Origin of the sequence: Tenacibaculum xiamenense (assembly GCF_964513065.1) — a bacterium.
Classification (GTDB): Bacteria; Bacteroidota; Bacteroidia; order Flavobacteriales; family Flavobacteriaceae; genus Polaribacter; species Polaribacter xiamenense.
The window spans coordinates 358897-372143 of record NZ_CAZEQU010000034.1; the positions used below are offsets into that span (position 1 = coordinate 358897).

General features: G+C 32.7%; 14 protein-coding genes. 5 read left to right on the plus strand and 9 right to left on the minus strand.

The features are described 5' to 3' along the window. Window positions 1–88 precede the first annotated feature (88 nt). Together ACKTTV_RS16260 and ACKTTV_RS16265 are read left to right on the plus strand one after the other, a co-directional pair. The gene (locus ACKTTV_RS16260) at window positions 89–1639 is read left to right on the plus strand and encodes a peptide MFS transporter (RefSeq protein ID WP_408031921.1); all 1551 of its coding nucleotides are present in this window, start codon (window positions 89–91) and stop codon (window positions 1637–1639) included. 48 nt (window positions 1640–1687) lie between these two features. After that, complete coding sequence (locus tag ACKTTV_RS16265; protein ID WP_408031922.1) at window positions 1688–2488, plus strand: class I SAM-dependent methyltransferase; 801 nt, start codon at window positions 1688–1690, stop codon at window positions 2486–2488. 40 nt (window positions 2489–2528) lie between these two features. Here the strand turns inward: ACKTTV_RS16265 and ACKTTV_RS16270 are convergent, their stop codons facing one another. The 6 genes from ACKTTV_RS16270 to rsfS form a co-directional block, all read right to left on the minus strand. Continuing rightward, complete coding sequence (locus ACKTTV_RS16270; protein WP_408031923.1) at window positions 2529–3158, minus strand: YceI family protein; 630 nt, start codon at window positions 3156–3158, stop codon at window positions 2529–2531. Between the two features lie 83 nt (window positions 3159–3241). Next, window positions 3242–3514 (minus strand): acyl-CoA-binding protein, encoded by a 273-nt coding sequence (locus tag ACKTTV_RS16275; protein ID WP_408031924.1) that lies wholly within the window; start codon window positions 3512–3514, stop codon window positions 3242–3244. Between the two features lie 20 nt (window positions 3515–3534). Then, entirely contained in the window at window positions 3535–4329 is a 795-nt protein-coding gene (locus ACKTTV_RS16280; protein WP_408031925.1) for a phosphatidate cytidylyltransferase, read from the minus strand. Window positions 4330–4332: 3 nt separating this feature from the next. Then, window positions 4333–4920 (minus strand): LUD domain-containing protein, encoded by a 588-nt coding sequence (locus ACKTTV_RS16285; RefSeq protein ID WP_408031926.1) that lies wholly within the window; start codon window positions 4918–4920, stop codon window positions 4333–4335. A 13-nt stretch (window positions 4921–4933) separates the two neighbouring features. Further along, the gene (gene ftsH / locus ACKTTV_RS16290) at window positions 4934–6868 is read right to left on the minus strand and encodes an ATP-dependent zinc metalloprotease FtsH (RefSeq protein ID WP_408031927.1); all 1935 of its coding nucleotides are present in this window, start codon (window positions 6866–6868) and stop codon (window positions 4934–4936) included. Between the two features lie 25 nt (window positions 6869–6893). Then, window positions 6894–7262, minus strand: coding sequence for a ribosome silencing factor (gene rsfS / locus ACKTTV_RS16295; RefSeq protein WP_408031928.1), 369 nt, complete (start codon window positions 7260–7262; stop codon window positions 6894–6896). 85 nt (window positions 7263–7347) lie between these two features. On the opposite strand from rsfS, the gene ACKTTV_RS16300 reads away from it, so the two are divergent. Then, window positions 7348–8079, plus strand: a complete 732-nt coding sequence (locus ACKTTV_RS16300; RefSeq protein ID WP_408031929.1) for a biotin--[acetyl-CoA-carboxylase] ligase — start codon at window positions 7348–7350, stop codon at window positions 8077–8079. Between the two features lie 2 nt (window positions 8080–8081). On the opposite strand, the gene ACKTTV_RS16305 is transcribed toward ACKTTV_RS16300, so the two are convergent. Together ACKTTV_RS16305 and pyrE are read right to left on the minus strand one after the other, a co-directional pair. After that, on the minus strand, window positions 8082–8471 hold the full coding sequence (locus ACKTTV_RS16305) for an SRPBCC family protein (RefSeq protein WP_408031930.1): 390 nt from the start codon (window positions 8469–8471) through the stop codon (window positions 8082–8084). A gap of 12 nt (window positions 8472–8483) precedes the next feature. Then, the gene (gene pyrE / locus ACKTTV_RS16310; protein ID WP_408031931.1) at window positions 8484–9143 is read right to left on the minus strand and encodes an orotate phosphoribosyltransferase; all 660 of its coding nucleotides are present in this window, start codon (window positions 9141–9143) and stop codon (window positions 8484–8486) included. A gap of 7 nt (window positions 9144–9150) precedes the next feature. Between pyrE and ACKTTV_RS16315 the strand changes: the two genes are divergently transcribed. Both ACKTTV_RS16315 and dnaK read left to right on the plus strand, forming a co-directional pair. Continuing rightward, window positions 9151–9756, plus strand: a complete 606-nt coding sequence (locus tag ACKTTV_RS16315) for an NUDIX domain-containing protein (RefSeq protein WP_408031932.1) — start codon at window positions 9151–9153, stop codon at window positions 9754–9756. Between the two features lie 132 nt (window positions 9757–9888). Further along, window positions 9889–11796 carry a molecular chaperone DnaK gene (gene dnaK, locus ACKTTV_RS16320; RefSeq protein WP_408031933.1) on the plus strand — a complete coding sequence of 636 codons (1908 nt, stop codon included), beginning with the start codon at window positions 9889–9891 and terminating at the stop codon, window positions 11794–11796. 151 nt (window positions 11797–11947) lie between these two features. Here dnaK and ACKTTV_RS16325 read toward each other — a convergent pair whose 3' ends face one another. Further along, on the minus strand, window positions 11948–13243 hold the full coding sequence (locus ACKTTV_RS16325; protein WP_408031934.1) for an amidohydrolase family protein: 1296 nt from the start codon (window positions 13241–13243) through the stop codon (window positions 11948–11950). Window positions 13244–13247: the final 4 nt, after the last annotated feature.

Sequence of the window (13247 nt, forward strand, 5' to 3'; positions counted from 1 at the left end):
TACTCACAATTGTTATTTTTTATCACAATTTGCAACAACAATTCTTCCCGATGTTTCCGATACATATATTGCTCCAAAACAATATTTAATGGAACAAAATATCACAAAAGGAGACGACATATTTGGGCATCCTAAAGGATTATTATATTTATTTTTTGCAGAACTATGGGAGCGCTTTTCTTTTTATGGAATGAGGGCATTATTGGTGTTATACATGACCAAGTATTTGTTGTACTCAGATCAAATGGCATTTGGTGTATATGCTGCTTATATGTCATTGGTTTATGTAACTCCAATGATAGGAGGTATGATAGCCGATAAAATATTAGGTTTTAGAAAGGCAATAATGTTAGGAGGAGTTTTGATGGCATTGGGGCATTTTTTTTTAACATTTGAGCATCCAATATTTTTTTATGGATCGCTGTCTTTAATTATTATAGGGAATGGTTTTTTCAAACCTAATATATCTTCTTTTGTTGGGAAACTGTATAAAGAAGGTGATACACGTAGAGATTCTGGTTTCACAATTTTCTACATGGGAATTAATATTGGAGGTGCCGTGGCTCCTTTATTGTGCGCATGGTTAGCAGAGTTATATGGATGGCATTTTGGATTTGTACTTGCTGGTATAGGAATGCTTCTTGGTCTACTCGTTTTTAAAGGAGGTTTAAATAAAAATGTATTCGATAACCATGGACTTGTTCCTGATGATAGTGTGTACAATAGAAAGATTATGGGAATTACCCAAGGGAATTTAATAGTTTATGGAGCTATTATCTCTATTCCTGTTTTTGCTTGTATCGTATACTTTCACGAAATAGAACATTATATTGTCTGGGTAGTAACGTTGTTTTTAACAGGGTATATAGTGTATATTCTAAAAAATGTGGGTTCTTCCGAAAGAAAGAAGTTAATGGTAGCTATATACTTTACAATACTTTATACGCTTTTTTCTGCCATTTTTGAACAAGCAGGAAGTTCATTGACGTTATTTGCTGATAGAAATGTTAATTTGGTTGGGATGAATGCTGCACAAACCAATAGTATAAATTCCGGATTCATTATTTTATTGGCAATCCCTTTCTCAATGTTGTGGACCAGTCTAAATAGAATTAATAAAAGTCCTAATTCAGTAATTAAATTTGGACTCGGGTTGATTTTTTTAGGCGGTGGGTTTGCCATTTTTGGAATGGCTGGACATTATGTTGATGAACTGGCAAAAACTCCAATGCTCTTTTTGATAACTGGCTATCTTGTACTTACTATTGGTGAGTTGTTTTTATCTCCTATAGGTTTATCTAAGATAACAGAACTATCTCCGATGAAATATTTGGCATTTATTATGGGGGTATGGTTTTCAGCAAATTTTTATGGACATTATTTTGCAGGGAAAATAGCAAAACTTACTTCGGTACCAGATGGAGATTTGGGACTGTTTTCAAGAGGTATACTAGGAGATATTACTGAATTTGTTACTGGACTATCGGTTAGTGAAATTCAACTCAAGGAAGCCGTATTTCATCAGCTTTACACTTATGTTTCGGTATATTCAGGGTTTGGTGTGTTAACCATTACAATTGGTTTATTAGTAGTTGTTCTTTCGTCTCCAATAAAGAAAATGATGGGAAATGTAAATTAGAGTTAAAATTAAATGACTTAGCGTATATTGCATAGAAATTATTAAACTATGGAAGCTAATCAGTACTATTTTAATGTGAATAAGGAAACATGGAATAAAAAAGTAGCAATTCATGCTAAAAGCGATATGTATAAGATGGAGGACTTTAAAAAAGGAAGAACTTCACTTATGCATTATGAAATTGAAGCGCTGGGAAATGTAAAGGATAAAAGTTTACTGCACTTACAATGCCACTTTGGACAAGATACATTAAGTTGGAGTAGGATGGGGGCCAAATGTACCGGAATTGATATTTCTGAAGAGGGAATTAAGTTAGCAAGAGAGTTAAATAATGAATTAGAATTAGATGCCGAGTTTGTTTGTTGCAATGTTTATGATGTAAATAAGTATGTCAATAACAAATTCGATATTGTTTTTACAAGTTATGGAACCATTGGTTGGTTACCAGATTTAAAACCATGGGCTAAAGTAATAGCATCGCAATTAGAGAATGGAGGTGTGTTTTTTATGGCAGAATTTCACCCGATCGTTTGGATGTTTGATTACTTAGGTGAAGAGCCAAAGTTAGCATATGGATACAATCAAGAAGAGGCCATTTATGAAGAGTATTCTGGTACTTACGCGGATTCTGAAAGTGAAATTGTTAGCAAAGAGTATGGATGGAATCATGGTTTAGGTGATGTCGTTTCAGCTTTAGCCGCTGAAGGATTAGTTATTGAATATTTAAAAGAGCATGACGAAAGTCCTTATAATGTATTACCCAATTTAATTGAAGTAGGAGCTAATAAATTCGTTACAAAAGATAAACTATATCCGTTAATCTTCACTCTAAAAGCAAGAAAGCCTTAGATGTTAATCTAAGGCTTTGTTATATATGTTATTTGAAATGTTATTTAAAAACTGTTGTAATTTCAATAGCAACATCGTCCCAAGTTTTTGAAACACCGTCAGCACCTTTATGTAAATCTTTACATACAGTATTTAAAGAATCAAGAGCTTTTTCTGCTTTCCAGTCACCAATTTTCATAGTAGCCTTTAAATTAAATGTTTTACCGTTTAACGTGTAATTAAAAGGTAAGTTTTTAGTAACACCATTCATTGTGATGTCTGTGTTACCTATCGAGTCATTTTCTAAAACTAATTTACCTGACAATAGTTCAGTTTTATCCATTACTCCAAAGAAAAATTTTCTAATCTTAAAATCTCTACTTGAGTCATTAGTAAATATACTACTAACTGGAACAGAGAATTCCGCATTATTAATAGCTTCTTTAGCAGTATCACCTTCACCACCTGAAGTAATATTTACTTTTTTAAAGTGTCCTTTTACAGGTACTTTATCAGTAGTTTTATAGGCTGTCCAGCTAATGGTGTTTTCAGCGTTTTGTAAAGAAAATGCTGCCTGTTTTTTTTCAACAGTAACTTCTTTTTGTTCTGTAGTGTTATTAGCTTCTTTTTTACAAGAGGTTATTTGAATCATAGCGAAACAAACTAATAAAGACAAAGCTAGTTTTTTCATGATAATTGATTTATGATCTAATTTATAGTTTACAAAAGTATATAACTGTAAAGGTACGCAGCGTTAATCAAAAAACAAATATATTAATCGTTTTGTTCAATAATAGAATTAACAAGTTTTATGTATTCTTTTTTAGCTTCATTAGGGTTCATCCCTTTTAATTGAATCCAAGCATTAAATTTAAATGCATTTCGCAACCCTTTTGTATCTGTATGAACAGAAAATTGATCTCCTTTTACTGCTTGTTTATAATAAGCATACAAGCGTAACATTACATCGGGTGGAAGTTTACTTTCCATATTTGAAGCTTTTTCGAAGGCTTCCTTAAACTTAGCATCAATATCATCATTTACCATAAAAGCGAAAAAGTTGTTAATTACATTATAAAATGGATGTACAAATATACAAAAGGACTCAAGAAAAATAAACTATCTAGTCTATCTAGTAAGCCTCCATGTCCTGGCATAATGGTTCCACTATCCTTAACATTCGCCTGTCTTTTAAACTTCGACTCGACTAGATCTCCAAATGTTCCAAAAATCGAAACAATAATAGCTATCAATATCCAGTCAACTAATGAAAATAATGAAGAATAATAACTAATAATACATGCAACTATAATAGCAAAGGCGAAACCACCAATAAAGCCTTCAATTGTTTTTTTAGGTGATACACTTTCAAATAATTTGGTTTTACCAAAGCTTTTCCCAACTAAAAAAGCAAAACTATCATTAGTCCAAATTAGAACAATAATATAGATAACTAAATAAGGGTTATAAGTCCCTTTTATAATTGGTAGTTGCATCAAAAATAGGAAAGGAAATATAATGTATCTGATAGAAGAGTCGAATTTATCAAAATTATTTTGTGGGTATTTTACGTTTTTCGAATATAGATTTATGATCAATCGAATAGAACATAAAAGAGTAATGGCTAGCAAGAAAATAATTACTTTATCAGTTAAATATGATTTCTGGTAAAATATAGCCAATGGAAGTATAATAAAAGGAATGAAGCTTTTAAAGTTGATTATTTTGTTATACTCCCATAAACATACGGCAGAAAATAAGGCAATTAAAACCGTATATGATTCTAAAGAATAAACAGTAGCTGAAATAAACAAAGCTGCATATACAAGTGCAGAAATACTTCTTGTTACTAAGTTTTGCATAGTTTATAAGTCTTCAAAAAGAAGTAAGTAAAGATTTTTAGAATTACTATTCCCGTAATTCAAAAAATCGTCATTATTCTTTTGTATTGTATAATTGGTTACCGAACTAATATTAGTAGGAATGTTTCCACTAAAATGTGTTTTTATTCCTGTTAAACCTTCACTAGTATTTTTTACTAATTGGCTCGTTGTGGCATAAACAATAAAGCATTCAGGTAATTCAGTTATTTTATGACTTCCTAATTGATTTGAGGAAAATAAAATGTCACCTTTGTTTGCAATCAAATGCTCACATGGAGTAAAAAAAGGAACCGACTGTTTAGGAGTACTTTCTACATTAATAGCAATTTGTTGTACCAATTTAACCAAGTCAAAGTCGGAACATGTAATCTGTTTCCAGTTATTTTCCTTAAGGATATTTTCAAGATTTACAATTACTTCGTCGATCGTTGTTGAATATAAAAACTTACCTCCTTTGTTTATAAAATTGTGTACAAACAAATCATCTAAGGAAAGGTTAACCGGTTGATGGTTAATTTCTTCCTTAGATGATTCGGTATATGATTTAAATAATTTTTTAAAAAAATTCATTAAAACAAAAAACTTATTCTTCTGTTACTTGATTTTGAGTTTCAGTTGTTTCGTCTTTTTCAAATGGTCTTTTACCAAATATTTTTACAAGATCGTCTTTAAAGATAACTTCTTTTTCTAACAATCTTTCAGCTAGTAAAGTTAATTTATCTCTATGTTCTTCTAAAATTTTAATAGCTCTTTGATATTGACCTTCAATAATTTCTGAAATTTCTTCATCAATTACTTTAGCAGTAGAGTCACTATAAGGCTTTACGAAAGCATCATTACCTGAAGAATCATAATAAGTAATATTACCAACTTTGTCATTAAGACCATACACAGTAACCATTGCTCTAGCTTGTTTAGTTACTTTTTCTAAATCACTTAAAGCCCCAGTTGAAATTTTATCAAAAACCAATTTCTCAGCTGCTCTACCTCCCATAGTTGCACACATCTCGTCCAACATTTGTTCAGTTTGAACAATTTTTCTTTCTTCAGGAAGATACCATGCTGCACCTAAAGATTGACCTCTTGGTACAATGGTAACTTTAACTAAAGGTGCTGCATGCTCTAACATCCAGCTAACTGTAGCATGACCTGCTTCGTGAAATGCAATTACCTTTTTCTCTTTTGGAGTAATTACCTTGTTTTTCTTTTCTAGTCCTCCAACAATTCTATCAACCGCATCTAAAAAATCTTGATGCTCAATAGAATCTTTACTGTTTCTTGCAGCAATTAAAGCCGCTTCGTTACACAAATTTGCGATATCAGCACCTGAAAAACCTGGTGTTTGCTGAGCTAGGAACTCTACATTTACACTATCAGATAATTTTAAAGGTTTTACATGTACTTCAAAAATTTCTTGACGTTCGTTTAGATCTGGCAAATCAACATAAATTTGTCTGTCAAAACGACCTGCACGCATTAATGCTTTATCTAAAATATCAGCACGGTTTGTAGCAGCCAATACAATTACGTTGGTGTCTGTACCAAAACCATCCATTTCGGTTAACAACTGGTTTAGTGTGTTTTCACGTTCATCATTACCACCAGTCATACTATTTTTTCCTCTAGCTCTACCAATAGCATCAATTTCATCAATAAAAATAATTGAAGGAGATTTTTGTTGAGCCTGTTTGAATAAATCTCTTACACGTGATGCTCCAACTCCTACAAACATTTCAACAAAATCAGAACCTGATAAAGAGAAGAAAGGCACACCAGCTTCACCAGCAACAGCTTTAGCAAGTAAGGTTTTTCCCGTTCCTGGAGGTCCTACTAATAAAGCTCCTTTAGGAATTTTACCTCCTAGTTTTGTATATTTTTCAGGACTTTTTAAGAAGTCAACAATTTCTTGAACCTCTTCTTTGGCACCTTCCAAACCAGCTACATTTTTAAAGGTAGTTTTTACTTTGGTATCTTTATCAAATAAGGTAGCACGAGATTTTCCTATATTGAAAATTTGACCACCACCACCAGCACCACCACCGGCACCTGACATTCTTCTCATAAAGAAAAGCCAAATAACGATAAGCAGGATGAAAGGTAAAAAGCTAATTATACTATCAAGAAAACTAGTTCTTTCCCTGTTTTTTAAGTCAAAATTTAAATCGTTTTTAACTTTTGCTTCTTGTAAGTCTTTTTCGAAGTTCTGAAGATCTCCAAAGTTATAAGTGTAAAGAGGTGCTCCTTTTCTGTGAAAAGGATTATTTACAACTTTCTTATGTTGATCTTTTTGCGAAGCCTCCTCTTTGATATATATTTCAGCAAATGATTTATTAACGACTAAAATTCGTTCAATATCATTTTCATTTAAAATCTTGGTAAATTCATTTTTAGAAATATCACTAGATCCCATACTTCCCGAATTGAAGAAGCTAAGACCAATGAATAATAAAGCTATTGGAATGTAAATCCAAAAGGAGTTAAAGCCAAACTTAGGTGTGTTTTTTTTCTTATCACTCATAAAATTTGTTTCAATCAGTTTTTAATTAAGCGGGGTTAATTTGAGTTATTTTAGCATCTCCCCACAGACTTTCTATGTCGTAAAATTCACGAACATGTTTTTGAAAAATATGTACAACAACATTTACGTAATCCATTAATACCCATTCCGAATTTCCTTGTCCTTCAACATGCCAAGGTTTGTCTCTTAGTTCTTTACTTACAACCTTTTGTATTGAGCCTGAAATAGCATCTACTTGTGTATTTGAATTACCTGAGCAAATTACAAAATAATCACATACAGTGTTATCAATTTCTCTTAAATCTAGAAGTTGGATGTTTTCTCCTTTTACATCATCAATTCCTTTTATAATCACAGCTAATAAATCGTCTGTACTGGCTTGTTTTTTTGTCATTAAAAAAATTAAGTTTTAGCAAAGTTATTATTTTTTTGCGAGTAAATTGTGTAATATTGACACTAGTTTTACCTGTAAAATTTTTATGAAAATAATCAAACTTGATGCCATTGACTCTACAAACTCTTTTTTAAAGAAAATGGCAGAAGATTCAGCAGTTGAAAACTTTACGGTCGTTTGGGCAAAGAACCAAACAGCAGGTAGAGGTCAAATGCAAACTCAATGGATTGCTGAAGAAGGAAAAAACCTTACTTTTAGCGTGTTTGCACGCCCAAAGGGCTTGAATATTATTCATCAAAAGTTTTTAAATTTTAGTGTCGCTTTGAGTGTTTATGAAACACTTTTAGAGTTTAAGATACCTAAAACGTCTATAAAATGGCCTAACGACATTATGACAGGTAATAAGAAGATATGTGGTATATTGATTGAAAACTCATTAAAAGGAACGGATATTTTGTCTTCTGTAATTGGTATTGGTTTAAATGTAAATCAAAGTTTTCTTTCTGAGGAGAATTTTAAGGCAACATCAATGAGTGATAGTTTGAATAGAAAGTTAGACTTGAAGGAAGTTCTGGACGTTTTATTGAATAAGCTTGAGAAGAATTTATTTGACTTAGAAAAGTGTAAGTACTTTGCTTTAGAGAAACGTTATTTAGATGTATTGTATAAAAAAAACGTTCCAAGTATGTTTAAAACAGACCAGAACGTTTTGTTTATGGGTAAAATTATAGGAGTATCTCAAGAAGGTAAACTCCAAATTGAACTAGATGACGAAACTATTCAAGAATTTGGTATTAAAGAAGTTTCATTCGCCTGACTCTATAATTTTGAAATATTTTCAGTTAATGTTTCTATAAACTTGGTTAAAGGTTTTTTCACCATCATAGCCATCATAGGATTAAAATCGCCATTAAATTTCAAAGTAACATTGCTTTGATTTTCTTCTAGTTTCTCAATATCCGAAGCTAAAGTAAATGGTAATTTGCTACTAGCAGCTCCTAAGGTTACATTAGAAAATTCAGTTTTTTCTTTCATAACCAATCTTATTTCTGGCATCCCTTTTAAACCAAAAATAAAACTATCGCCATCAACTTCAAATTTTTCAGTACTTTCTGGCATTAGCTGTTCGTAGTTTTCTAGTTTCGTAAAAAAATCGAATAACTCTTTTGATGATTTATTTACGGTTACCGTATTTCCTTTAATATCCATGTATTTCTTTGTTTAGGGTTTTTGTTCTTCGTTCTGTTTCCATTCACTAGGAGCCATTCTCCAGTCTTCTAAAGTTCGTAACTCATCTCTAGAGATATATTGACTATCTAAAGCCTGCTCTAATAAAAAGTCGTAATTACTTAATGTAGTTAGCTCGACATTATACTCAGTAAAGTTTTTTGTAGCAACATCAAAACCATATGAAAATATGGCAACCATGCCTTTTACAGTAGCATTTTCCTCTTTTAAAGCTTTAACAGCTTCTAAGCTACTTTTACCTGTACTAATTAAATCTTCAATTACCACTACATTTTGACCGCTTTCAAGGTACCCCTCAATTTGATTTTTACGCCCATGTTTTTTAGGTTCTGGACGAACATATACAAAAGGTACTCCCAATTCTTGAGCGACTAAAACACCAATAGCAATAGCACCAGTTGCTACCCCCGCAATGGCGTCTGGTTTGCCATGTTTTTCTTCAACTAATTTAGCTATCTTTTCTTTTAGAAAATTTCTAACAGAAGGATAAGACAATGTAATTCTATTGTCACAGTAAATAGGTGATTTCCATCCCGAAGCCCACGTGAAAGGATCTTGTGGACTCAATTTAATAGCTTTTACCTGTAAAAGGAGTTCAGCTGTTTTTTTTGCCGTATCTTTGTTAAAATCCATGTCGCAAATGTATAAAGTTTTTGTTAATGATAAGCCAATAATCTTAACAACTTCACTAAATAAGGATGAAGATTATCCCTTATATCTTTTTAAAAATATTGCTTTTGAAGAGATCGTTCATAAGATAAAAACCAATGTTTTAAGCGGGGTTTATTTATATTCGACTAACCTAGATGAAGACTGGAAAGAAATTCGAGAAATTTATGAGCCCATTGTAGCTGGTGGAGGTTTAGTATTAAATGAAAATAAAGAAGTACTTTTTATTTTTAGAGGTGAAAAATGGGACTTACCAAAAGGTAGAATAGAAGAAGGAGAAGAAATAGAAGAAGCAGCAATACGAGAAGTAGAAGAGGAGTGTGGTATTGAAAATGTTGTATTAAGAGGGTTTCTTCTAAATACATATCATCTGTTTATTCAAGGAGGAAAAAAAAGGTTGAAAGAAACCTATTGGTATTTGATGTACTCAGAGTATAAAGGAGAATTAAAACCGCAAGTGGAAGAAGGCATAACTGATGTCTGTTTTAAAAATGAAAAAGAAATAAAAGTTGCTTTTCAAAATACCTATGCTAATATTGAATTGGTATATAATAACTACTTGAAAAATCATATATAATGACATTGTGTCATTGAACTTGACACTTATTTTCTTTGTGTCTGCCAAAAAAGAGCAGAATAGCTATTGGCATACAGTTTGACTAATTCATATCGTAAAATTGAATTAAAAATTTAAACTGTAAATAAAATTATGAGTAAAATTATAGGTATAGATTTAGGTACTACTAATTCATGTGTGTCTGTAATGGAAGGAAATGAGCCAGTAGTAATTCCTAATTCAGAAGGAAAAAGAACTACCCCATCTGTTGTTGCTTTTGTTGAAGGAGGAGAGCGTAAAGTAGGTGATCCTGCCAAGCGTCAAGCAGTAACAAACCCAACGAAAACAGTTTACTCTATCAAGCGTTTTATGGGGAATAAATATTCTGAGTCTCAAAGAGAAGCAGATAGAGTTCCTTATGAAGTGGTAAAAGGAGATAATGATACTCCACGTGTAAAAATAGACGATCGTTTATATACACCACAAGAAATATCAGCAATGGTATTACAAAAAATGAAAAAAACTGCTGAAGATTATTTAGGTCAGGATGTTGCAGAAGCGGTTATTACAGTTCCTGCTTATTTTAACGATGCACAGCGTCAGGCAACTAAAGAGGCTGGAGAAATTGCTGGGTTAAAAGTACGTCGTATTATTAACGAGCCTACTGCTGCTGCTTTAGCATATGGTTTAGATAAATCAAACGATGATAAAAAAATCGTAGTTTTTGATTTTGGTGGAGGTACTCATGACGTTTCTATTTTAGAATTAGGAGACGGAGTTTTTGAAGTATTGGCTACTGATGGAGATACTCACTTAGGAGGAGATGATGTTGATGAAAAAATCATTAATTGGTTAGCTGAAGAGTTTAAAGCTGAGGAAAACATGGACTTACGTCAAGATCCAATGGCTTTACAACGTTTAAAAGAAGCTGCTGAAAAGGCTAAGATTGAATTATCAAGTACTACTTCTACTGAGATTAACTTACCATATATAACGGCTACTGCTTCAGGACCAAAACACTTAGTTCGTTCATTAAGTAGAGCTAAATTTGAGCAATTAATCGATGATTTAGTAAAAAGAACTATTGAGCCATGTAGAACAGCGTTAAAAAATGCTGATTTATCAACTTCTGAAATTGATGAAATTATTTTAGTTGGTGGTTCTACTCGTATTCCTGCAATTCAAGAGGCCGTTGAGAAGTTCTTTGGAAAGGCTCCAAGTAAAGGAGTAAATCCAGATGAGGTTGTATCATTAGGAGCTGCAATTCAAGGTGGAGTTTTAACAGGAGATGTTAAAGATGTATTATTATTAGATGTTACACCTTTATCATTAGGTATTGAAACTATGGGGAATGTATTTACAAAGTTAATCGATGCAAATACAACCATTCCTACAAAGAAATCTCAGGTATTTTCTACAGCTGTAGATAACCAACCTTCTGTTGATATTCACGTATTACAAGGAGAGAGAGCAATGGCAGCGGATAACAAAACAATTGGACGTTTCCAATTAACTGATATTCCACCAGCACCAAGAGGAGTTCCTCAAATTGAAGTAACTTTCGATATTGATGCAAACGGAATTATCAATGTTTCTGCAGCAGATAAAGCAACAGGAAAAACTCAGAACATTCGTATTGAAGCTTCTTCTGGTTTAACTGACGAAGAAATTCAAAAGATGAAGGCTGATGCTGAAGCAAATGCAGAAGCAGATGCTAAAGCAAAAGAAACAGCAGATAAGGTTAATGGTGCTGATTCAATGATTTTCCAAACTGAGAAGCAATTAAAGGAGTTTGGAGATAAGTTGTCAGATGACAAAAAGCAACCAATAGAAGCTGCTTTAGAAGAGTTGAAAAAAGCTCATGAGTCTAAAGATTTAGCTCAAATTGATGCTGCAATGGAGAAAATTAACGAAGCTTGGAAAGCTGCTTCAGAAGAAATGTATGCTGCTCAGCAACAAGCTGGTGGTGCTGACGCAGGAGCGCAACAAGCTCAAGCTGATTCTAACGGACAATCTCAAGGAGATAACGTAGAGGATGTAGACTTCGAAGAAGTGAAGTAATAAATTTAGTTACATGTTGAAAAGCTCATTGTGAAATCAATGGGCTTTTTTTATTTTTAAATAAGTATTAAGCTAGCTTAATCTTTTCTAAAAATAAAGAGCCATCCATAAAATGAACGGCTCTTCGTAATAAAGGGGGGGGACCAACAAATTAATTGTTATATTTCTTTGAGTATCGTTTCCAAAGTTTTGTTTGATGGGTTTCTAAACTTATTTTTCGTCCCTGAATAAAAGCCTCGGTAAGAATATTTCCTCTCATGTCTAAAGCATCTCCATTTGAAATAAATAAAGTCGCATCTTTTCCTACCTCAAGAGTACCCATAATATTGTCAATGCCTAAAATTTTAGCATTGTTTTCAGTAATTAGCTGAACGGCTTTTTCAGTTCCTAGTCCGTGAGCAGCATAAGTACCAGCATAAAAAGGAAGGTTTCGTGTATTCATTCTTTCCATGGCACCATTCATTCCTAAACCAACTAAAATCCCTGCATCGGAAAGAATTTTAGCTGATCGGTATGGACGATCGTAGTCTTCATCTTCTCCAGAAGGCAACCTGTGTGCTCTTTTCAGAACTACTGGAATATTATGAGATTTTAGAGTGCTAGCTATATTTTCAGCTTCGTGCCCACCTACAATTACCAAGTTTTTGATTCCTAAGTTATCAAATAGATTAATAGCATCTGTAATTCTATTTTGACCATCAGCATGAACAAAAACTTTTTTATTCCCGTTAAAAACATCTTTTAGAGCCTCATATGGAAGATTTACATTCTTTTGGGTCTTGGCTAAGTAGTTTTTCGCGTTCTTAAAGAATTCGTTAATTTTCTTACAGTTTTTAGCATAATCTTTATTAGGCTTTAACCCTGAATCTTCTCCAAGCCACCATCTACCTCTACTAAAGTTTCTTGGCCAATTGATGTGAATAGCATCATCTACTTTTACGATAGCATCTTCCCAATTCCATGCGTCTAACTGTACTACTGAAGAAGTTCCAGAAATAGTTCCTCCTCTTGGAGTAATTTGAGCTAATAAAATACCATTAGGTCGCATTGACTCCACAATTCTACTTTCAGTGTTGTAGGCAATAACACTACGAATATGAGGAAGCATACTTCCTACTTCATCATAATCTCTTGTAGCTCTTACGGCATCAATTTCTGCAAGGCCTAAGGTAGTATTTGCAGCGATAAAACCTGGATAAACATGTTTTCCTTTGGCATTGATTATAGTTCCGATTCTTGCAATTCTTGAATTAGCACTTCCCACGAAGGAAATTTTTCCATTTGAAAACATAATCAAAGAGTTTTCAATGATTGTTCCGTTTCCAATATGTGCAGTAGCTCCTTCTATTGAATAGTCAATAGTTTGTTTTGGAGCTGGTGTTTGTTGGGCTACCATAGTTCCAGTGAATAAGAAGTATAGCAGACTGTATAAAATAATATTTTTCATTTGT